Source organism: Actinomadura sp. NPDC047616 (genome assembly GCF_040642915.1).
Lineage (GTDB): Bacteria > Actinomycetota > Actinomycetes > Streptosporangiales > Streptosporangiaceae > Spirillospora > Spirillospora miaoliensis.
This window is the reverse complement of sequence record NZ_JBEYTB010000014.1, coordinates 120,972-140,327: the sequence shown is the minus strand read 5'-3', so window position 1 is coordinate 140,327 and position 19,356 is coordinate 120,972. Positions and strand designations below refer to the sequence as shown.

Genomic DNA, 19,356 nt, shown 5'->3' with positions numbered 1-19,356 from the left:
GACGCCGACCGGTGGGGCGGGGTGGGTCAGCCGACCGTCATGGTGACGGTGCCGGGGAGCGCGGCGAAGGCGTCGCGGAGGCGGGCGGCGAGGTCGTCGCGGTCGGCGGGGCCGGGACGGGACGTCCAGCCCTCCAGCGCGCAGTGGAAGGCCGCGACACTCATGTCGATGGCCAGCCGAAGCCTCAGGTCGTGCTGGTCGGACAGGCCGAAGCGCTCGCGCAGGGTCGTGATCGCGGCGCGGCTGGTGCGGTCGCAGAACTGCAGGCCGTGGGCGTTCATGGAGGGGGTCCGGTCGGCCAGGCGGCGGCTGAGCAGGACCCGGTCCGTCCAGCCCTCGGCGGGCATCCGGTCGAGCGCCGCCAGCAGCGCGTGCTGCAACAGCGCCAGGAGCGGGCCGCGCTCCAGGGGCCGGGTCCGCAGTTCGTCGAGGAAGGCCGTCCACAGGTCCTGGGTGGGCGCCATCGCCACGTCTTCCTTGCTGTCGAAGTAGCGGAAGAAGGTCCGCTTGGACACCTCGACGGCGGCGCACAGGTCGTCCAGCGTCGTGCCGTCGAACCCGTTCGCCGTGAACCGCTCCAGGGCGGTGTCGATCAGCGCCTGCCGGGTGCGGAGCTTCTTGCGTTCGCGCAGCGGCAGCTCACTGGGGATCACGGTGCTCATCGCCCCCGAGTGTATCTCCCGGCGGCGTTCGCCTCCTGTAGGCTTTCGCCACTCAGTGGCATTTACCCCTTGGTGAAGGCAGGATTCTCATGCGTGCATTGATCGTGGACCGTTCCGCGCCCGGCGGCCTGCGGCTCGGTACGGCGCCCGACCCCGTACCGGCTCCGAACCAGGCGCTGATCAGGGTGACGGCGACCTCCCTCAACTACGGCGAGGTGGCGTTCGGCATCGCCGGGTCCCCGGAGGGGACCGTCCTGGGCTGGGACGCGGCGGGGATCGTGGAACGTGCCGCCGCCGACGGCTCCGGCCCGGCCGCCGGGACGCCGGTGGTCACGCTCGGCGCCGACGGCGCCTGGGCCGAGCTGCGCGCCGTCGACACCGATCTCATCGGAACGGTGCCCGCCGGCGCCGACCTCGGTGCGATCAGCACCGTCCCGGTGGCGGGCGCCAGCGCGCTGCGGGCACTCCGCCGGATCGGTCCGATCCTGGGCAGGCGCGTGCTGGTCACCGGTGCGACCGGTGGAGTGGGACGGTACGCCGTGCAGCTCGCCCATCAGGGCGGGGCCGAGGTGGTGGCCTCCACCGGCGACCCGGCGGCGCACGGCGACGGCCTGCGGGCCCTCGGCGCGGACGAGGTGGTGTCCGGCCCCCACGAGGTCGCCGAGCGGGTGTACGGCGTGGTGGACATGGTGGGCGGCGACCAGCTCGTGGCCGCCTACGAACGGCTGGCCGAGGGCGGCACCCTGGTCGCCGTCGGCCACTCGACCGGCGGCGGCGAGAACTTCCCCTTCGGCGCCCTCTTCGGCAACGAGGGACGGCACGACCGCTCGATCGTCAGCTTCTACCTGCTGGACGAACCCGGCCTGGCGTCCGACCTGGCCTGGCTCGCCGCCCGGGTCGCCGCCGGCCGGCTGGACCCGCAGATCTCCTGGCGCGGCTCCTGGGACCGGGCCGCCGAGGCGGTCGAGGCCCTGCTCGGCCGCCGCCTGCACGGAAAGGCGATCCTGGAGATCGAGCCGGGCTCGTAGGACGCAGCTCCGCAGGACACGAGGCCGCCCCGCCGAGCGGACGGGCGGCCTCGACTCCGGCTGCCGCAAGCCCGGCGCAGTGGCGCGGGGCGTGCAGGTCCGGGAGGCGCCGAAAGCGGGGGGCGCCTGGTCAGTGGCCCTTGTAGACCGGGGGGCGCTTCTCACGGAAGGCGCGGGTGCCCTCCTTGGCGTCCTCCGAGCCGATGACGGGCCAGCCGAGTTCGTCGGAGATCTTGAGGGCCTCGGACTCGGGCAGGTGCTCGGTCTCGCGGTGGACGCGGAGGATGGCCTGGACGGCGAGGGGGCCGCAGGCGGCGATCTGGTCGGCCAGCTCGCGGGCGGCGGCCAGGGCGCCGCCGGGCGGGACCACCTTGTTGATCAGCCCCATGGCGAGCGCTTCCCGCGGGGTGACGGAGCGGCCCGTCAGCAGGAGGTCCATGGCGTGGGCGTAGCCGATCTGCCGGGGGAGGCGGATCGCCGAGCCGCCCATGGGGAACAGGCCGCGGCGCGCCTCGTACAGGCCGAGGGTGGCGTCCTCGGCGACGACGCGCAGGTCGGTGCCGACGAGGAGTTCGGTGCCGCCGGCGACGGCGTAGCCCTCGATGGCGGCGATCAGCGGTTTGGTGGGCCGGCCGTCGCGCAGCAGGCCCTTCCAGTGGAAGTCGGAGATCTGCCGCATGCGCTCGGCGACGCGCGGGTCGGACGGCGGGGCGCCCATCGCCTTCAGGTCGGCGCCCGAGCAGAAGTGGCCCTCGGCGCCGGTGAGGATGCCGACGCGGACCTCGGGGGTCTCGGAGATGTAGGTCCAGGCGTCGGCGAGGCCGACGAGCATGGTCGAGCTGAGCGCGTTGCGGGCCTCGGGCCGGTTCATGGTGACGGTCACGACGTGGCCGTCCTGCTCGACCGTGCAGTGCTCGGTGGAGATGGGCAGCATGGTTCCCTCCTAAACGAGAACGGATTCTAGTAACAAGATCGGCGCACCGACAGGGCTTGCTCGGACAAATGAGAACGTGATCTACTTTTTCCGCCGGGCGTCCGCGTCCGGAGAGATCCGAGGCGATCACCGAGGGAGAACCGATGGGATCGTTGGGCTTCTGGCGGCTGGCGCAGGCCGATCCCGGGTGGGTCGCGGCCGTCGACCCGGACGGCACCGAGTACACCGCCGGTGAGCTGCTGGCCCGGGCGAACCGGCTCGTCCACGGGCTGCGCGGGCTGGGGCTGGGCAAGGGCGACGGCGTGTGCGGGCTGGTGCCCAACGGCGTGGACGGCCTGGTGCTGTACCTGGCGGCGCTGCAGGCGGGCTGGTACTACACGCCGGTCAACTGGCACCTGACGGGCCCGGAGATCGGCTACATCGTGGCCGACAGCGAGGCCAAGGCGTTCTTCGTCCACGAGCGGTACGCGCGGGAGGGCGCGCGGGCCGCCGAGGAGGCCGGGCTCGACCCGAGGCGCAGGTTCGCGTTCGGCGACGTGCCGGGGTTCCGGTCCCATGAGGAACTGGTGGACGGGCAGCCCGACACCCTGCCCGACGACCGCAGCAACGGCGCCACCATGCACTACACGTCCGGGACGACCGGGCGGCCCAAGGGCGTGCGGCGCGCGCTGGCCGGGATGGACCCGGACGACAGCTACGAACTGCAGACGTTCCTGCTCACGCTGTTCGGCATGGGGCCGGGGCGTCCCGCCGGGCAGCCGCCGCAGGCGCACCTGGTGACCTCGCCCAACTACCACACGGCGGTCACCCAGTTCGGCGGCAGCGCCCTGCACATGGGGCACACGCTCGTCTACATGGACCGGTGGGACGCCGAGGAGTGCCTGCGTCTCGTCGAGAAGTACGCGATCACCAACACGCACATGGTGCCGACGCACTTCAAACGGCTGCTGTCGCTGCCGGAGGACGTGCGCGGACGGTACGACGTGTCGTCCATGAAGTGGGCGATCCACGCGGCCGCGCCGTGCCCGGTGCCGCTCAAACAGCAGATGCTCGACTGGTGGGGCGACTGCATCTGGGAGTACTACGCCGCCACCGAGGGCGGCGGGACGATCGCCAGTCCGGAGGACTGGCGCAAGCACCCCGGCACGGTCGGCAAGGCGTGGCCGATCAGCGAGCTGCTGATCGTGGACGACGACGGCAACGAGGTCCCCCCGGGGACCCCGGGCACGATCTACATGAAGATGGCCGGGGTCGAGTTCGAGTACAAGGGCGACCGGGAGAAGACGGAGAAGAACCGCCTGCGCGGCTTCTTCACCGTGGGCGACGTCGGGTACCTCACCGACGACGGATTCCTGTTCCTGTCCGACCGCAAGGCCGACATGATCATCTCCGGCGGCGCCAACATCTACCCGGCCGAGATCGAGAACGAGATCATCCTGCATCCCAAGGTCGCCGACGTCGCCGTGTTCGGCATCCCGGACGAGGAGTGGGGCGAGCAGATCAAGGCGGTGGTCGAGCCGGCCGAGGGCGTCGAGCCCGGGCCCGGGCTGGCCGACGAGATCCTGCGGTCCCTGGAGGGACGGCTGGCGAAGATGAAGTGGCCCAGGTCGATCGACTTCATCGACGCGATGCCGCGCGAACCCAACGGCAAGCTGCTCAAGCGCAAGCTGCGCGCCCCGTACTGGGAGGGCCGCGAAAGTGTCATCTGAGGCCAATCATGTTCTGGAGTTCCCCGGCGGTTACACGCGGTCGGTGGGGCCGGTCATCGGACGGTTCCTGACCGAGCTGCGCGACGGCCGCCTGGTGGGGGTGCGCACCGCGAACGGCCGGGTGCTCGTCCCGCCCACCGAGTACGACCCGGACGACGGCGAGGCCGTGACCGGCGAGTTCGTCGAGGTCGGGCCCGCCGGGACGGTGAAGAGCTGGTCGTGGGTGCCGAGGCCGCGCGCCACGCACCCGCTGGACCGTCCGTTCGCGTGGGCGCTGATCCAGCCGGACGGCGCCGACACCGCCCTGCTGCACGCGCTGGACGTGGGCGTGTTCGAGGAGGGCGCCGACCCGCCGCGCTTCCTCAAGACGGGCATGCGCGTGCGGCCCAGGTGGCGAGGGGAGCGCACGGGCGCGATCGGCGACATCGAGTGCTTCCGCCCCGAGGTCACGATGATCAACGCGCCGACGCGGCTGGAGTACCGGCTGCGCGCCGGCCGCGCCCTCGACCGGTTCCTCGAAGGCATCGCCGAGGGCCGCCTCCTCGGCCACCGGTGCCCGGTGTGCGGGCAGGTCATCGTGCCGATGAAGGGCCTGTGCCCGCGTGACGGCGTGCCGACCACCGAGGAGGTGGAGGTCGCCGACACCGGCACCGTCACCACGTTCGCCGTCAACAACCTGCCCGACCCGCGCGCACCCGAGGTGCCGTTCGTGTCGGCGTACATACTGCTGGACGGCGCCGACCTGACGATGCTCGCGCTCGTCGCCGGGATCCCCGCCGACCAGGTCCGCATCGGCATGCGCGTCAAGGCCGTGTGGCGACCGCGCGAGGAGTGGGACAAGACCATGGCCAACATCAGGTGGTTCGAGCCCCTCGACGAGCCCGACGTCCCGTTCGAACGCATCAAGGACTACGTGTGACCCGCGGCCGGGAGGCGAGGCCATGAGCAGCGAGGCCATGAGCAGGGAGATCGCGGTGGTCGCGTTCGTGCAGACGCGGCATTCCGCGCAGGACGACGGGCTGGCCGAGGTGGAGATGCTCGCGCCCGTCATCAGCGAGATCAAGGAGCGGACGGGCCTGAACAGGTTCGGGTTCACCTGCTCGGGGTCGTGCGACTACCTGGTGGGGGCGCCGTTCTCGTTCGTGTCGGCGCTGGACGCGGTGGGCGCGTGGCCGCCGATCTCCGAGAGCCACGTGGAGATGGACGCGGCGTGGGCGCTGTACGAGGCGTGGGTGCGGCTGCGGCACGGCGACGTCGACACCGCGCTGGTGTACGGGTTCGGCAAGGGCAGCCAGGGCGTCCTGCCGGAGATCTTCACCCAGCAGCTCGATCCGTACTACCTGGCGCCGCTGGGCGTCGACCAGGTGTCGCTGGCGGCGGTGCAGGCCCGCGCGTACCTGGAGCGGGCGGGCGCCAAGGAGGACGACCTGCGCGCCGTGGCCGCCAGATCGCGGGCGGCGGGCCGCGACAACCCGTACGCGCTGCACCTGCCCGACCCGGGCGACGAGGGCTACGAGGTGGCGCCGCTGCGGCCGTCCGACGTCGCGCCCGTCACCGACGGCGCGGCGGCGATCGTGCTGGCGGCCGGCGACAAGGCGCGTGAGCTGTGCGAACGCCCCGCGTGGATCACCGGCATCGACCACCGCGCCGAGGCGCACTCGCCGGGCGCGCGGGACCTGACGCGGTCGGAGTCGACACGGATCGCCGCGCGGAAGGCGGGCGCGGACGGCGTCCAGGTCGCCGAGCTGCACGCGCAGTTCAGCCACGAGGAGCTGATCCTGCGCGAGGCCCTCGGCCTGGACGACGCGGTGGCGGTGAACCCGTCCGGTGGGGCGCTGTCGGCGAACCCGGTGATGGCGACGGGCCTCATCCGCATCGGCGAGGCCGCCGCCCGTGTCCACGACGGGACGGCCACACGCGCGCTCGCCCACGCCACATCCGGCCCGTGCCTGCAGCAGAACCTGGTGTGCGTCCTGTCGGGAGAGAGCAATGGGTAACCCGTGTGCCGTCATCGGGGTGGGCCAGACCACGTACAAGACCAAGCGGCTGGACGTGTCGGTGGCCGGGCTGGTCCGGGAGGCGGCGCGGCGCGCGCTCGACGACGCGGGGCTGACGTGGAAGGACATCGACGCGGTCGTCATCGGCAAGGCGCCCGACCTGTTCGAGGGCATGGTGATGCCCGAGGCGTACCTCGCGGACGCGCTCGGCGCCCACGGAAAGCCCATCATGCGGGTGCACACGGCCGGGTCGGTGGGCGGCAGTACGGCGATCGTCGCGGCGAGCCTGATCCAGGCCGGGGTGCACGACCGGGTGCTGACGGTGGCGTGGGAGAAGCAGTCGGAGTCCAACGCCACCTGGGCGTTGACCGTCAACACGCCGTTCTCCACGTCGCTGGTGGTGGGGGCGGGCGGCTACTTCGCCCCGCACATCCGCGCGTACATGCGCAGGTCGGGCGCGCCCGACCACATCGGCACGCTCGTCGCCGTCAAGGACCGGCTGAACGCGCTGAAGAACCCGCACGCGCACCTGAAGATCCCCGGCATCTCGCGGGAGATGGTCGAGTCCACGCCGATGCTGTGGGAGCCGATCCGCTACCTGGAGACCTGCCCGTCGTCCGACGGGGCCTGCGCGATGGTGCTGGCCAGTGACGACGCGGCGAAGGCCGCGCCGAATCCGCCCGCCTGGGTGCACGGCACCGCCATGCGGTCCGAGCCGATCTTCTTCGCCGGACGCGACACCGTGAACCCCCAGGGCGGCAAGGACTGCGCCGCCGACGTCTACCGGCAGGCCGGGATCACCGACCCGCGCCGTGAGATCGACGTGGCCGAGGTGTACGTGCCGTTCTCCTGGTACGAGCCGATGTGGCTGGAGAACCTGGGCTTCTGCGGCGAGGGCGAGGGCTGGAAGCTCACCGAGTCGGGCGCCACCGCGCTGGACGGCGACATCCCCTGGAACGCCTCGGGCGGCGTGCTGTCGTCCAACCCGATCGGCGCGTCCGGGATGATCCGGTTCGCCGAGGCCGCGCTGCAGGTGCGCGGCATGGCCGGGGACTACCAGGTGGACGGCGCGCGCCGCGCCCTCGGGCACGCCTACGGCGGCGGCGCCCAGTTCTTCGCGATGTGGATCGTCGGCTCCGACAAACCCTGAACCGCCCCGCGGGAGGCGCCCCGATGGAGTTCAACTACGCCGATCTGTTCGAGGGAGTCGCCGACGCGATCGGGGAGCGCGTCGCGCTGGTGTGCGCCGGCCCCGACGGGGACGGTCCCCGCCTCACGTTCGCCGAGCTGGACGCGCACGCCAACCGGCTCGCCCACCACCTGGAGTCGGCGGGGGTGCGGGCGGGGCAGCACGTGGGCGTCCAGCTCTACAACTGCCTGGAGTACGCGGCCGCGATCCTGGCCGCGCTGAAGATCCGCGCCGTGCCGATCAACGTCAACTACCGGTACGTGGAGAACGAGCTGCTCTACGTCTACCGCGACTCGGACATGGTGGCGCTGCTGTACGACGTGGAGTTCGAGGAGCGGGTGGCGGCGACCGTCCCGCGGGTGCCGGCGCTGCGGCACCTGATCGCCGTCGGCGGCCCGCCCGGCGTTTCCGGGGCGGTGGCCTACGACGAGGCGTTGCGCGGCCAGCCGGAGACGCGCGGGTTCCCGCCGCGTTCGGCGGACGACACGTACATCATCTACACCGGCGGCACGACCGGCATGCCCAAGGGCGTCATGTGGGGCATGAAGGACATGCTGCTGGCGTTCTACAACCCCACGCAGCCGCGTCCGGACCGTCCCGAGGACGTGGTGGAGCAGGCGCGGGCGGGCGGCCCGCTGGTGATGATGCCGGTGGCGCCGCTGATGCACGGCGCCGCGCAGGTGGCCACGTTCATCGGCTGGTTCATGGGCGCCACCATCGTCTACCTGCGGCGGTTCGACCCGGACGCGGTGTGGCGGACGATCGCGCGGCAGAAGGTGAACTCGCTGACCGTCACCGGCGACGCGATGGCCCGGCCGATGGCCGACGCGCTGGCGCGCGGGTCGTACGACACCTCCTCGCTGCTGGCGTTCGTGTCGACCGGCGCGATCCTGACCGGGGCGGTGCGCGACCGGCTCGGCGAGCTGCTGCCGGGCGTCGTCATCATGGACCGGTTCGGGTCGACCGAGTCGGGGTCGACCGCGGAGGCCGTCGCCGGCTCCACGCCGGAGAAGGGGTTGCGGTTCTCGGCGGACGTGGACGACCTGGCCGTGCTGGACGACCGGCTCGAACCCGTCAAACCGGGTTCCGGTGTCATCGGGCAGGTCGCGCGCACCGGGTACATCGCGCGCGGCTACTACAACGACCCGGAGAAGACCGCCCGCACGTTCCCGGTCGTGGACGGCAGGCGCTGGCTGCTCACCGGTGACATCGCCACCGTCGAGGCGGACGGCAGCATCGCGGTGTTCGGGCGCGGCTCGCAGGCCATCAACACCGGCGGGGAGAAGGTGTTCCCGGAGGAGGTGGAGGCCGTCCTCAAGGGGCATCCCAAGGTGTTCGACGCCGTCGTCACCGGCGTCCCGGACGAACGCTGGGGGAGCCGTGTCGCCGCCGTCGTCCAGCCGTACGGCGACGAGCGTCCGACGACCGAGGAGCTGGACGCGCACTGCCGGACGAACCTGTCCGGTTACAAGGTGCCGCGCACGTACGCGTTCGTCGCGGAGATGAAGCGTTCGCCCGCGGGCAAGGCCGACTACCGTTGGGCCCGGCAGGTCGCCGAGGCGGCCGACCGGTCCCCCTGAGCCGGTCGCGCGCCCGCGTGTAACGGGGATCCGCCGAGCGACTAGGATGGCGTCACAGGAGTGACTCTGAACAAGAGTCTCTCGCTATCCGAGTTTTTCGGTGGATGAGGTGAGGGCGTGTCGACCCCGGAGCGCGACCGGCTGGAGCGCGAGCTGCAGGAGGCCACCCAGCGCAGCACGATGTGGACGGTGCTGCTGCACCATGCCACCGCGTCCAAGGCGGGCCTGAACGTCACCGACGCGCAGGCCATCAACGCGCTCGTCCTGGACGGCCCGCAGACCCCCGGACGGCTCGCCCAGCTCATGGGCATCACCACCGGCGGCGCCATCACCGCCGTCATCGACCGGCTGGAGAGGGCCGGCTGCGTCAAGCGCACCCGCGACCCCGACGACCGCCGCCGCGTCATCGTCGAGCCGGTGCCCGAGAACGTGGCGCGCTTCTCCCGCTACTTCGAGCCCATCGCCCGCCACTTCGGCGAACGCGTCGAGGGCTGCTCCGACGAGCAGCTGCGCTTCCTGCTCGACTGGGTGCGCGGCATGAACGCCACCATGCCGGACGTCGTCGACGAGATCCGCCGCCTGGAGGACCGGCCCGAGGACCGGCCCGAGGACTAGCCGGCGATCCGGCCGCGCAGCAGGTCCATGAGGGTGGCGTGCACGTCCTCCAGCGGCCGGCCCGGCTCCAGGGTGCGCCAGTGCAGCGCGACCGTCAGCACCATGCCGAACACGGCGGCCGCGGCCGTCTCGACGTCCAGGTCGGCGCGCAGGTCCCCGACGGCCACCGCCGAGCGCAGCACGTCCGCGACGACCCCGATGGCGCGTTCGCGGATCAGCAGGGCGGCCTGGTGCCAGGCGCCGCCGCCCGACCGCCACGCCTCGGCGATCAGCAGCCGGGCGAACGGCTCGTGCTCGCCGATGAACGCCAGCTCCGCGCCGACCACCGCCTCCAGGGCGTCCAGCGGCGCCCGGCCCGCGGCGGCCTCGCGCAGGCGGGCGCCCAGCCGGTCCACGCCGTAGTCCAGCAGCGCCGTGAACAGCGCCGCCTTGCTGCCGAAGTTGTAGTAGACGGTGCCCTTGGCGACACCGGCGCGCTCGGCGATCTGGTCGACGGTGGTCGCGGCGAAGCCGTGCTCGGCGATCAGCTCGACCGCCGCGGTGAACAGCCGCTCCCGGGTCGCCGTCCGGCTCATCGCTCTTCGCTCCCGCCTGTCCGTCAGCGCGTCACAGTTTCAGCGCGGGGTGCAGCCGCTTGACCGTCCACACCCGGTTGTGCCGCGCGGCCAGGGCGGTCAGCGCCAGCCCCCCGGCCAGGAACGCCGCCAGCACGGCACCACCCTGCCACACCGCGGCCGGGTCGCCGCCCGCGATCAGGTGCCGGACGGCGCGCACCGCCCACGGCATCGGCAGATACGGCTGGATCGCCTGGAAGAACCCCGGGCTCGTCTCGATCGGGTACGTGCCCGCCGCCGAGGTGAGCTGCAGCATCAGCAGCGCCAGCGCCACGATGCGCCCCGCCGGGCCGAACCGCGCGTTCACCCACTGGATCACGGCCAGGAACGCCGCCGAGGCCAGCGACAGGAACGCCACCAGGCCCACCCAGTGCCGCGCGTGCAGCCCCAGGCCGAAGTGCAGCACCGCCAGCACGACGCCGACCTGCCCGATCCCGATCGTCACGGCGGGCAGCCATCCGGCGAGCGCCACCCGCCACCCCGGCGCCGTGCCCGCCAGCGCCCGCGGGTTCAGCGGACGCAGCAGCATGTAGACGACCATGCCGCCCACCCACAGCGCGAGGGGCACGAAGAACGGCGCGAAACCGGTGCCGTAGTTGGCGACCTTGTTGTCGTTGGTGCTGGCCAGGCGCACCGGGCTGCTCATCATGTCGGCGCGGGCCTGCCGCTCGTCCTTCCCGTACGCCGGGACCCGCCCGGCGCCCTCGTGCAGGCCGTCGGCCAGCTCGCGGTTGCCGTCGGAGATCTGCGCCAGCGCCGTCCCCAGGTCGACCGCGCCGCCCGACAACCGTCCCAGCCCCGACTGCAGCTCGCCCGCGCCGCCCGACAGCGTGCCCAGCCCGCCGGTCAGCTGGGACGCGCCCGACAGCAGCCGGCCCGTGCCGTCGTTGACCTGTGCCGCTCCGGCCGCGGCCTGCGCCGCGCCCTTGCCGAGCCGGTCCACGTCCCGCCGCGCCCTGTCGATGCGGTCGGCCAGCGCCGGCGCGTCCGCGGCGATCTTGCGTGCCGAGCGCTCCACGGCCCTGGCCTGTGTGGCGACCTTGCGCAGGTCACCGGTGTGCTCGCGGACGTAGGAGTCGACCTGCCGGGCCACGGCCACCACCTCGCCGGCGGCCTGCCGCAGCTCCTGCCGGGTGTCCGCGGGGATCTCGGGGTGCTCGCGAAGCGTCCGCTCCAGGTCGGCCTGCGCCCGCTCGGCGCGCCGCACGGCCTGGCCGGTCTGCGCGGGGAGCGTGTCGGCGGCGTCGGCGAGGGCGTCGGCGGCGTCGGCCACCGCCAGCGCGCCGCGCCGGATCTCGGGGGCGTTCTCGCGCAGCAGCGGGACGGCCACGTCAGCGGCCTGGTCGACCCGCGCGACGAGCTGCTGCACGCCCGCGTTGAGCTGCCGGTTCCCTTCCGCGAGCCGCTGGGTGCCGTCGTGCAGCGTGTCCAGGCCCGAGGTGAGCCGGCGGCTGCCCGACCGCGCCTCGCCGATGCCGTTCTTCAGCTTCCCGGCGCCCTGCTCGGCCTCCTGCGCGCCCTTGGCGAGCCTGTCCGCGCCCTGTTCGGCCTGGCCCGCGCCGTCGGCGAGCCTGCCCGCCCCGTCGGCCGCCCGGCCCAGCTCGCCGTGCAGCTTCCCGAACGACACGAAGATCTGGTCGAGGTAGCCGCGGGTGGCGTCCTCGCCCGCCGCCGCGCTGATCTCCTTGAACGCCGACTCCGCCAGCGTGCCGATGACGTAGTTGTTGGCGTCGTTGAGCTGCAGCCGCAGCGCCGCGGCGGCGGGCGTGCCGTCGCCGGACGGCGCGGCGATCCGCGCGCTGAAGTCGGACGGGATCGTCAGCGCCATGTAGTAGCGGCCCGACCGGACGCCCTCGCGCGCCTCCCGCGCGTCCACGGTCCGCCAGTCGAACACCTGGCGCCTCTTGAGCTCGGCGGCCAGGTCGGCGCCCGCGTGGACGGTCCGGTCCCCGGCCTTGGCGGGCCTGTCCTCGTCGACCAGCGCGACCGGCACGTGGCTCAACCGCGCGTAGGGGTCCCAGAAGGACCACAGATACAGGCCGGCGTACAGCAGCGGCAGCAGCACCAGCGCCGCGAGGGCGATCCGGGTCAGCCGGTTCCGCTGGAACCGCCGCAGCTCCAGCCCGGCCGTCGACACGGCGGGCAACCTCATCGCAGGGCCTCCTCACGGGACTCCGAAAGCCGCACGACCTCGGCCAGTCCTTCGGCGGGCGCGGCGTCATGGCAGGCCGCGACGATCGTGACGCCGGAGTCGGCGAGCGCGCGCAGCCGCCGCCACAGCTCCCGCTGCCGCTCGAACGGCAGCCCCTCGTCGACGTCGTCCAGCAGCAGCAGGCCCGGCTCGCCGACCAGCGCGAGCGCGGCGCCGAGCAGCCGCGTCTGCTCGGGCGTCAGGTCGGCCACGAGCGTGCGCGGCGCGACGCCCAGGTCCACCCGCTCCAGCGCCCGCCGGATGCGCGCCTCCCGGCCGCGCCACCGGCCCAGCAGCCCCTCCCGCAGGTCGAGCGCCTCGCTCACGTGCTCGCGGACGGTCAGCGCGGGATCGAGTTCGTTGACGCCCGGCACCACGCCCAGCGCCGCCCGTCGCCGCACCTCGCCAAGGCCGCGCCGCCGCCCGTCGAGCAGGACGGTGCCCGACGCGGGTTTCATCCGCCCGCCGAGGGTGAGCAACAGGGACGTACGACCGGAGCCGGCGACCCCCGCGACGGCGGCCAGCCCGCCCGCCGGGACCTTCAGGTCCACGTCGCGGAACACCCAGCCGCGCGGCCCGCGCACCGACAGGCCCCTGGCCTCGACGGCGAGCCCCCCGGCCGGGCGCCCGCCCGTCGGCTCCGATGTCATGACGGCTCCCCTCCGGCGTTTTTAGACTGACCAGTCAGTGCAAATTTAACCCCGGAAGTCGCCCGCCCCATCCCGCTCGCACGGTGAACTCGGCCACAGAGACACGAAAACGCCCGCCCAGCGAGCTGGGCGGGCACCTCGCACGAATCGGTCAGCCGACGGGAAGCGGCCGGTCAGTCGACGCCTTCGTCGAGTTGCTCCCATGTAGCGCTGACCGCGAAGGGGACCAGTGCGTCGATCGCCGGGGCGAAACTGTCGCTCTCGCGGTCGGTGATGTGCGACGAATACGTCCCGTCGGATGCGAGCTTCAGTGTCTCGATGCTGACCGCCGGGCCGTCGTCTTCGGCCATCCGGATGATCCAGTAGTGCGGTATGCCGAACCGTGCGTAGTCGGCGCGCTTTTCGATCAGGTCGGCGGTGACCGTCGTGGGAGAGACCACTTCGACGACCAGCAGCGTATCGCCGATCATCGGCTTTCTCTTCCATCGACCTCGTGGCTCTTTGACACAGCGGTAGACGATGACGTCCGGCCGCTTGTAGTGCAGCGGCACCTCCGACACCAGCATGTCGACGTCGCGGTTGACGCGTAGACACGGCTCCTTGTGGCGCCGCTTGGCCTCCCCGTCGAGCAGCGCCCTTTCAACATTGCGAGCGATCGCGTTGTGGTTAGGAGACGCCGCCTCGCAGTGGATGATCATTCCATCCCGGATTTCGACATGCTTGGCCATCTCCTCGGGCATGGAGAGGTACGCGTCCATGTCGACGGGAAAGACGTAGGTCTTCGGTGAAGCCCAGTCGAAAAATGGCGACGATTCCGACAACGCCGTCTCCCCTGGTCGATGCCTGCCCGCTCATCGTATGCCAGCGCAGGAGCCGGAGGCGCTCCACTGATCGGCGAGTGCGTCGCCGACCTGTGCGGCCCCGCCAAGGGAGACGACGTTCTCCTCCAGGAGCTCGCTCTCCCCGTAGTCGGCGCAGCGTTCGCGGTCGTCCAGGTCCTGCACCAGCATCGGCGCCGTGACGAGCCCGGTCTCCGGATCGGTCGCCGTGCGGGCGCCGGGGAGGACTTCGACGCCCTCCTCGCCGATCTGCGGGCGGCGCCGCGCGAGGACCCCGTCGGGCGGTTGCGGCGCCAGATCGCCGCGATCGACGCGCCGGAGATCGGCCCTCCGGCATTCCGGGCGTCGCCGCGCAGGGGGCGGCGGCCGCCTGGGCGGTTCTCGCGGCGGCCCCCTGAACCGGACGGCGGGCGGGCCGGGCGCGGACGTTCAGGCGTGGTCGGTGCGGGTGTAGGTGACGGTGAAGTCGGACGTCCAGGTCGTGCCGTCCTCGGAGGACTCCCAGCGGGCGTGGATCGTGTCGGCGGCCGGGTTCAGTTCGCCGGTGAAGCGCTGGTGGAAGCCAGGGGCCGCACGCCACATCCGCCAGACTCCGTCGGCGAACGTCATCTGGTAGACGCGGTGGACGCCGCGGCCGTCGGCGTACAGCATGGTGAACTCGCCGGTGGCGTCGTCCAGCCCGATGAGCGTCGTGGTGGGGAACGGGGCGTTGTCACGCCACGCCTGGGGCGCGGTGGGCGGGAGCTCGTCGATGTCGGAGTACTGGCGCAGGTAGGCGCCGTCGTCCTGCCAGGTGAACTCCGTCCAGGCGGAGCCGAGGCCGGGGACGTCCGGCCGGACCGTCCAGCGGCCGACGAGCGGTTCGAGGCGTGCGAGCGCGGTCGTGTGCGTCATGCCCATGCTGACCATCGGCGCGGTCGGAACTCATCGCGTGCGGCCGGAATTCATCGCGCGCGGCGGTGCTCCCGCCGGGGGGAGGGGACGACGGGAGCACCGCGGGGGAGGAGGAGCGCGTCAGCGGGCCTGCTCGGCCTTCGTCTCGATCTTGGACTGGGCGGCGCGGAGCTTGGCCAGGCTGGTGAAGGCCGACGTCTCGCTGTAGCCGCGGAACTTGGCCATCGTCTCGAAGACGGCGGTGCTCGTGCCCGCCTTGGCGGGCAGTCCGGCGCGGAAGTCGGCGATGCCGTTGAGCAGCCCCCACGGGCCGCAGCCCGTCGACTTCGGCACGCTGAAGGCGTTGTCGACCACCGTGGAGGTGAACACGGTCGGGTCGTCGGGGTGCGGCTCGATGCCCCGGCCGGTGATCGGCTTGTTGGGCGCCGGCGGGTTGGTGGTGCCGAAGGTGAGGTTCAGCGTGATCGGGTCCTTGTCGGAGCCGACGTAGCAGGTGTCGCCGAGCAGCGGGTTGATGTTCTTGATCTTCAACCGCATCCGGTAGGCGATGTTGGGGTCGTCCTCCGGGCTGACCTGCGGGTCCCCGGCCAGCTGCGACTGGGCGTGCAGCTCCAGGAACGGCAGCACGTCGGAGCCGGGGATGCCGAGCACCCCGCCCGGCACCTTCAGCGGCTCCCCCTTCAGCGGCCGGAACACGAACTTCTGCTCCAGGGTGACCGGGTCGAAGCCGTTGGCGTAGGTGAGCGCGAGCGGCTTGTCGATCTGCTGGTCGATGTTGCCGAACTGGAGCCGACCGCCGGTGATCACCACGACGCTGCACAGCCAGAAGTTCGGGTCGGCGCCCTCGGGCAGCTCGCTGAGCGCGGGGCAGTCGTTCAGGTTCACCTCCGGCGGGATCGGCGCGGCCTCGGCGCTCGCGGGCGGCGCCGTCGCCACCAGCGCCGACGCGGTGATCGCGGCCGCTGCGGCCGCCGCGGCCCGCCGCCGGTTGAACGGTCTTGTCATCTGTGCTCCAAGGGGGTCGTGGCCCGCACGCCCGGGGGGAGCCGGGACGTGCGGGCCGCAGGCGCGGACGGGCCGCGCCGGTTCCGGTGCGTTCAGCGGGGAGACCTGGGTGTCAGCGCCGCAGCTCGGTGTACGGCTTGGAGCTGACGTACTGGTTGAAGATCGCCGCGTTGTGCCCCGCCGCCGCGGGCAGGCCCGCGTACAGGTTGATCGCCCAGTTCATCGATCCGCCCGCGCCGCACTGGCTCGCTCCGGGCACGGCGAAGGCGTTGTCGACCACGGTCGTCTTCAGCACGGGCGGGTCGTCCTGGACGACCTCCGGCGGGGAACCGGAGATCGGCTTGTTGGGCGCCGGCGGGTTGGTGGTGCCCACGGTGAGGTTCAGCTTGATCGGGTTGCCGTCGGTGCCGATCGAGCAGTTGCCGCCGAGCAGCGGGTTGATCACGCCGAGCTTCAGGTTGAGCTGGAGGTTGCCGTCCTTGAGCCCGACCGACCCGGCGTAGCGCGGCTGGGCGTAGACGGCGGTGACGAACGGGTCGCCGAAGATGCCCGGCTGCACCAGCATCCGGTCGGCCTTGAACCCGCCGAAGACGACCTTCTCCTCAAGGGTGACGGGGTCGAAGCCGTTGGCGTAGGTGAGGGTGATCGGCTTGGTGATCTTCTGGTCGAGGCCGCCGAGCTGGAACGTGCCGCCGGTGGTGATCGCCACGTTGCACAGCCAGAAGCTCGGGTCGGCGCCCGCGGGCAGGTCGGGGCAGGCGGCGAAGCTGAAGTCGGGGACGTCCTCGGCCGCGGCGGGCGGGGCGAGGACGCCGCCGGCCAGCCCGGCGCCGAGCAGCAGGCCGGACGCCGTCGCCAGCAGGCGCCGGAGGGGTGATCTCATGCGTGCTCCACGGGACTCGGGGTGGGAGGGAAGGGAGGGGACGGGCCGCCTCGGGGTGAGGCGGCCCGTCCGTCACGGGACGTCCGCTGCGCGGGCGGCCCGTCGGTTGCGGGACGCGGTCACGGGTGCCGCGTCCGTCCCGGGGATGGGCGAGGGGTCGGTCAGGGGCCGACCTGCAGGTCCGCGCCGCTCGGGTGCGCGAGGATCTGGAAGTTGCCGTTGGCGGAGACCGAGGCGGGGCAGCGGGCGTCGGGCGCCGGGCTGGTCCGCCGCTGCAGCGACTGGCCGGCGAGCTTGCCCTGGCCGTGGGTGTTGGTGATCACGGGCCGGTTGGGGTTGTTCCGGTTGAACAGGTCCAGCACCAGGGGGGTGGACGTGGTCAGGCCGTAGTGGCAGGTCAGCGACGGGATGCCCAGGGTGGGCAGGGTCAGCACGGCCTGGATGTGGACGTTGGGGTTCGGCGCGAAGATGGTCAGCGTCGAGTCCCGGCCGCCCGAGACGGGGGCGTAGTCCACCTGCCCGCCGGTGTAGGGCAGGCCGATGGCGGTGATCGTGGTGGTGCCGCCCCGGTTGTTGGTGCAGCCGGACAGGTTGACGGTCTTGAGCGAGCCGCCGGTGCCGTTGGAGTTGGTGTAGGCGTCGAGGGTGCCGCTGGTGCAGGTGGTGACGATCGAGCCGAGCGCGCTGACACCGGTCAGGGTGACGTTGCCGAGGTTGGTGGCGCGCACGTCACCGCTGTAGGGGGTGCCGTCGGCGGTGGTGATCGTCGCGGACGCGAGCGCGGCGGTGGCGGACGCGATCACGAGCGCCGAGGCGCCCAGGGTGGGGAGAGCGAGTCTGCCGAACTTTTTCATTCCTGCCTCACTTCGGGCTGACGGAATGGGGGACGAGAACGACCTCCGGAACGGTCTGGGCCCCGGCCGTCCCGGTGATCGGGGGCATTGGGACAGAATCATGAATGATGGTGTTTATCAAGCGGTCCCTACTGGCCGGTAAGTTCGCGGCTCCATTTGTTCGGGCAGTAATCCGGATTCGTGGCCGGGCGTTATCGGTGACGGTCCGGCGTGAACCAGGTCACGTTCCGTATGGCGCCGCAGGTTGATGTGGCCTTCGTCACGCCCGATTTCGGGCACGCCTGCTCTCTCCGCCGCGTGCCCGGCCTGTCCGCAAGCGGCCACCCCCCACCCCGCCCCTCCCCGCCCGCGCGCGCGGGGCGCTTTGCGGACGGACGGTTACCCCTCGGCGAGGCGGGCGGGGAAGCCGCCGGTCGCGACCGGGCCCCACCGTTCGGGGGTGACGCGGATGATGGACTTGCCCTGCTTGATCATCGCGGCGCGGTACTCGTCCCAGTCCGGGTGCTCGCCCGCGATGTTGCGGTAGTACTCGACCAGCGGTTCCACGGAGTCCGGAGTGTCGATGACCTCAGCCGAACCGTCCACCTGCACCCAGGGGCCGTTCCAGTCGTCGCTCAGCACGATCAGGCTCACCTTCGGGTTCCGCCGGGCGTTGCGGGTCTTGGCGCGCTCGGGGTAGGTGGAGACGACGATGCGTCCGGAGTCGTCGACGCCGCACGTCACCGGAGAGCCCTGGACGCCGCCCTCGCCGCGGGACGTCAGGAGGATCGCCCGGTGCCGGGGCCGCACGAAGTCCAGCAACTCGTCCAGATCAACGGTCGTGTTGGTTGCGATCTGAGCCATTTCGAGCCCCCATTCCAGTCGAATGTCCGCCTCATGTTGGCATGCGCGGACTGTGTGCCCGTCCGGCCGAAGGGGGATGCCGCCGGCCTCGTGTCCTTCGAGGACGCGGGTCACGGGGCGGGGGTCGCGCCGGGCCCCCAGCGGTCGGGGTCGGGGACGGCGAAGGCGGCCAGCAGGCCGGTGAGCAGGCGGGGGAGTTCGGCGGTCTCGCCGCGGCGGATGCGGGTGTAGGCGACCTCGTAGATGCCGCCGACGATCGTCTCGGCCATGAGCTCCGGCTCGGGGTAGTGGGGGAACAGCTCCCGCATGTTGTCCACCACCACCTGGGCGAACGCCTGCTTGGCGGCGTCCCGGCGGGCCGCCGCGGCCGGGCCGGCGGCCAGGCACTCCACGATGCAGGTGCGGGCGGCCAGCGGTTCGGCGGCCAGGAACTCCAGGAAGGCGGCCAGGCCCGCGCGCAGCCTGCCGTCGGCGTCCGTCTCGCCCTGGTAGGCGTGGGTGACGTGTTCCATCAGCCGTTCCACGGTCGCGTCATAAGCGCGGAGAAAGGCGTCTTCCTTGTTCTTGAAATGGACGTAGAAAGTGGCCCGGGAAACTCCGGCGCGGGCGATGATGGAATTGACGGTGAGTTGTGCGTAGCCGGCCGTTCCGGTGACCTCGATGACGGCCGCGACGATGCGGGCCGTCTGGTGCTGGGCGACGAAGTCGCGGGACAGGCGGTGCCGTCCGGAGGGCAGCCTGGCCAGGTCCCGCGCCCGCCCGGCACCGCCCTCTGCCTCGGTCATGTCTCCCCCGACGCCCCGCACCGGCCCTGTCCGGCGATCTTCTCACGCCCGGCGGGACGGCGGGCCGGCGTCGGCCGGGCCGCG

The 19,356-nt window shown here is 72.3% G+C and carries 20 protein-coding genes; 7 read left to right on the top strand and 13 right to left on the bottom strand.

Annotation, left to right across the window (positions count from 1 at the left end):
• Positions 1-26 precede the first annotated feature (26 nt).
• Positions 27-662 (bottom strand): TetR family transcriptional regulator, encoded by a 636-nt coding sequence (locus ABZ801_RS29825; protein WP_360703999.1) that lies wholly within the window; start codon positions 660-662, stop codon positions 27-29.
• A gap of 89 nt (positions 663-751) precedes the next feature.
• On the opposite strand from ABZ801_RS29825, the gene ABZ801_RS29820 reads away from it, so the two are divergent.
• On the top strand, positions 752-1,690 hold the full coding sequence (locus tag ABZ801_RS29820; RefSeq protein WP_360703996.1) for a zinc-binding dehydrogenase: 939 nt from the start codon (positions 752-754) through the stop codon (positions 1,688-1,690).
• A 130-nt stretch (positions 1,691-1,820) separates the two neighbouring features.
• Here ABZ801_RS29820 and ABZ801_RS29815 read toward each other — a convergent pair whose 3' ends face one another.
• The gene (locus tag ABZ801_RS29815; RefSeq protein WP_344954576.1) at positions 1,821-2,624 is read right to left on the bottom strand and encodes a crotonase/enoyl-CoA hydratase family protein; all 804 of its coding nucleotides are present in this window, start codon (positions 2,622-2,624) and stop codon (positions 1,821-1,823) included.
• A 143-nt stretch (positions 2,625-2,767) separates the two neighbouring features.
• Here ABZ801_RS29815 and ABZ801_RS29810 point away from each other — a divergent pair, with 143 nt between their 5' ends.
• From ABZ801_RS29810 to ABZ801_RS29785, 6 genes are all read left to right on the top strand, one after another.
• Positions 2,768-4,333 (top strand): acyl-CoA synthetase, encoded by a 1,566-nt coding sequence (locus tag ABZ801_RS29810; RefSeq protein WP_360703993.1) that lies wholly within the window; start codon positions 2,768-2,770, stop codon positions 4,331-4,333.
• Positions 4,323-5,252, top strand: a complete 930-nt coding sequence (locus tag ABZ801_RS29805; protein WP_360703990.1) for an OB-fold domain-containing protein — start codon at positions 4,323-4,325, stop codon at positions 5,250-5,252. The genes ABZ801_RS29810 and ABZ801_RS29805 overlap by 11 nt, the downstream gene beginning before the upstream one ends.
• A 22-nt stretch (positions 5,253-5,274) precedes the next feature.
• The gene (locus ABZ801_RS29800) at positions 5,275-6,330 is read left to right on the top strand and encodes a thiolase domain-containing protein (RefSeq protein WP_360703988.1); all 1,056 of its coding nucleotides are present in this window, start codon (positions 5,275-5,277) and stop codon (positions 6,328-6,330) included.
• The gene (locus tag ABZ801_RS29795; RefSeq protein WP_360703985.1) at positions 6,323-7,480 is read left to right on the top strand and encodes a thiolase domain-containing protein; all 1,158 of its coding nucleotides are present in this window, start codon (positions 6,323-6,325) and stop codon (positions 7,478-7,480) included. Before ABZ801_RS29800 ends, ABZ801_RS29795 begins: the two co-directional genes overlap by 8 nt.
• A 23-nt stretch (positions 7,481-7,503) precedes the next feature.
• On the top strand, positions 7,504-9,099 hold the full coding sequence (locus ABZ801_RS29790; RefSeq protein WP_360703982.1) for an acyl-CoA synthetase: 1,596 nt from the start codon (positions 7,504-7,506) through the stop codon (positions 9,097-9,099).
• A gap of 117 nt (positions 9,100-9,216) precedes the next feature.
• Entirely contained in the window at positions 9,217-9,714 is a 498-nt protein-coding gene (locus ABZ801_RS29785; RefSeq protein ID WP_360703978.1) for a MarR family winged helix-turn-helix transcriptional regulator, read from the top strand.
• On the opposite strand, the gene ABZ801_RS29780 is transcribed toward ABZ801_RS29785, so the two are convergent.
• The 11 genes from ABZ801_RS29780 to ABZ801_RS29730 all read right to left on the bottom strand — a co-directional run bounded on the left by ABZ801_RS29780 (position 9,711) and on the right by ABZ801_RS29730 (position 19,272).
• On the bottom strand, positions 9,711-10,289 hold the full coding sequence (locus ABZ801_RS29780; protein ID WP_360703975.1) for a TetR/AcrR family transcriptional regulator: 579 nt from the start codon (positions 10,287-10,289) through the stop codon (positions 9,711-9,713). The two genes, ABZ801_RS29785 and ABZ801_RS29780, sit on opposite strands and share 4 nt — an antisense overlap.
• A gap of 31 nt (positions 10,290-10,320) precedes the next feature.
• The gene (locus ABZ801_RS29775; protein WP_360703972.1) at positions 10,321-12,480 is read right to left on the bottom strand and encodes a YhgE/Pip domain-containing protein; all 2,160 of its coding nucleotides are present in this window, start codon (positions 12,478-12,480) and stop codon (positions 10,321-10,323) included.
• Positions 12,477-13,169 carry an ATP-binding cassette domain-containing protein gene (locus tag ABZ801_RS29770; protein ID WP_360703969.1) on the bottom strand — a complete coding sequence of 231 codons (693 nt, stop codon included), beginning with the start codon at positions 13,167-13,169 and terminating at the stop codon, positions 12,477-12,479. Before ABZ801_RS29770 ends, ABZ801_RS29775 begins: the two co-directional genes overlap by 4 nt.
• Before the next feature lie 173 nt (positions 13,170-13,342).
• Positions 13,343-13,990, bottom strand: coding sequence for a Uma2 family endonuclease (locus ABZ801_RS29765; protein WP_360703966.1), 648 nt, complete (start codon positions 13,988-13,990; stop codon positions 13,343-13,345).
• A gap of 30 nt (positions 13,991-14,020) precedes the next feature.
• A complete protein-coding gene (locus tag ABZ801_RS29760; protein WP_360703963.1) occupies positions 14,021-14,179 on the bottom strand; it encodes a hypothetical protein in 159 nt (52 codons plus the stop codon).
• A 258-nt stretch (positions 14,180-14,437) separates the two neighbouring features.
• Entirely contained in the window at positions 14,438-14,902 is a 465-nt protein-coding gene (locus tag ABZ801_RS29755; protein ID WP_360703960.1) for a hypothetical protein, read from the bottom strand.
• A 120-nt stretch (positions 14,903-15,022) separates the two neighbouring features.
• On the bottom strand, positions 15,023-15,907 hold the full coding sequence (locus ABZ801_RS29750; protein WP_360703958.1) for a hypothetical protein: 885 nt from the start codon (positions 15,905-15,907) through the stop codon (positions 15,023-15,025).
• Between the two features lie 112 nt (positions 15,908-16,019).
• Positions 16,020-16,790 carry a hypothetical protein gene (locus ABZ801_RS29745; RefSeq protein WP_360703955.1) on the bottom strand — a complete coding sequence of 257 codons (771 nt, stop codon included), beginning with the start codon at positions 16,788-16,790 and terminating at the stop codon, positions 16,020-16,022.
• A gap of 161 nt (positions 16,791-16,951) precedes the next feature.
• Complete coding sequence (locus ABZ801_RS29740) at positions 16,952-17,644, bottom strand: hypothetical protein (protein ID WP_360703952.1); 693 nt, start codon at positions 17,642-17,644, stop codon at positions 16,952-16,954.
• A 378-nt stretch (positions 17,645-18,022) separates the two neighbouring features.
• Entirely contained in the window at positions 18,023-18,487 is a 465-nt protein-coding gene (locus ABZ801_RS29735; protein ID WP_360703949.1) for a PPOX class F420-dependent oxidoreductase, read from the bottom strand.
• Between the two features lie 110 nt (positions 18,488-18,597).
• Positions 18,598-19,272: a TetR/AcrR family transcriptional regulator gene (locus ABZ801_RS29730; protein WP_360703946.1), complete on the bottom strand. Its 675-nt coding sequence runs from the start codon at positions 19,270-19,272 to the stop codon at positions 18,598-18,600.
• Between the last annotated feature and the right edge of the window lie 84 nt (positions 19,273-19,356).

What these genes read in the sequence shown, in the direction of transcription:
- ABZ801_RS29745 (WP_360703955.1), bottom strand. Translation starts at nt 16,790, where the DNA reads ATGAGATCACCCCTCCGGCGCCTGCTGGCGACGGCGTCCGGCCTGCTG.
- ABZ801_RS29730 (WP_360703946.1), bottom strand. Translation starts at nt 19,272, where the DNA reads ATGACCGAGGCAGAGGGCGGTGCCGGGCGGGCGCGGGACCTGGCCAGG.
- ABZ801_RS29750 (WP_360703958.1), bottom strand. Translation starts at nt 15,907, where the DNA reads ATGACAAGACCGTTCAACCGGCGGCGGGCCGCGGCGGCCGCAGCGGCC.
- ABZ801_RS29795 (WP_360703985.1), top strand. Translation starts at nt 6,323, where the DNA reads ATGGGTAACCCGTGTGCCGTCATCGGGGTGGGCCAGACCACGTACAAG.
- ABZ801_RS29790 (WP_360703982.1), top strand. Translation starts at nt 7,504, where the DNA reads ATGGAGTTCAACTACGCCGATCTGTTCGAGGGAGTCGCCGACGCGATC.
- ABZ801_RS29755 (WP_360703960.1), bottom strand. Translation starts at nt 14,902, where the DNA reads ATGACGCACACGACCGCGCTCGCACGCCTCGAACCGCTCGTCGGCCGC.
- ABZ801_RS29775 (WP_360703972.1), bottom strand. Translation starts at nt 12,480, where the DNA reads ATGAGGTTGCCCGCCGTGTCGACGGCCGGGCTGGAGCTGCGGCGGTTC.
- ABZ801_RS29800 (WP_360703988.1), top strand. Translation starts at nt 5,275, where the DNA reads ATGAGCAGCGAGGCCATGAGCAGGGAGATCGCGGTGGTCGCGTTCGTG.
- ABZ801_RS29810 (WP_360703993.1), top strand. Translation starts at nt 2,768, where the DNA reads ATGGGATCGTTGGGCTTCTGGCGGCTGGCGCAGGCCGATCCCGGGTGG.
- ABZ801_RS29740 (WP_360703952.1), bottom strand. Translation starts at nt 17,644, where the DNA reads ATGAAAAAGTTCGGCAGACTCGCTCTCCCCACCCTGGGCGCCTCGGCG.
- ABZ801_RS29735 (WP_360703949.1), bottom strand. Translation starts at nt 18,487, where the DNA reads ATGGCTCAGATCGCAACCAACACGACCGTTGATCTGGACGAGTTGCTG.
- ABZ801_RS29815 (WP_344954576.1), bottom strand. Translation starts at nt 2,624, where the DNA reads ATGCTGCCCATCTCCACCGAGCACTGCACGGTCGAGCAGGACGGCCAC.
- ABZ801_RS29770 (WP_360703969.1), bottom strand. Translation starts at nt 13,169, where the DNA reads ATGACATCGGAGCCGACGGGCGGGCGCCCGGCCGGGGGGCTCGCCGTC.
- ABZ801_RS29825 (WP_360703999.1), bottom strand. Translation starts at nt 662, where the DNA reads ATGAGCACCGTGATCCCCAGTGAGCTGCCGCTGCGCGAACGCAAGAAG.
- ABZ801_RS29760 (WP_360703963.1), bottom strand. Translation starts at nt 14,179, where the DNA reads ATGCTGGTGCAGGACCTGGACGACCGCGAACGCTGCGCCGACTACGGG.
- ABZ801_RS29820 (WP_360703996.1), top strand. Translation starts at nt 752, where the DNA reads ATGCGTGCATTGATCGTGGACCGTTCCGCGCCCGGCGGCCTGCGGCTC.
- ABZ801_RS29780 (WP_360703975.1), bottom strand. Translation starts at nt 10,289, where the DNA reads ATGAGCCGGACGGCGACCCGGGAGCGGCTGTTCACCGCGGCGGTCGAG.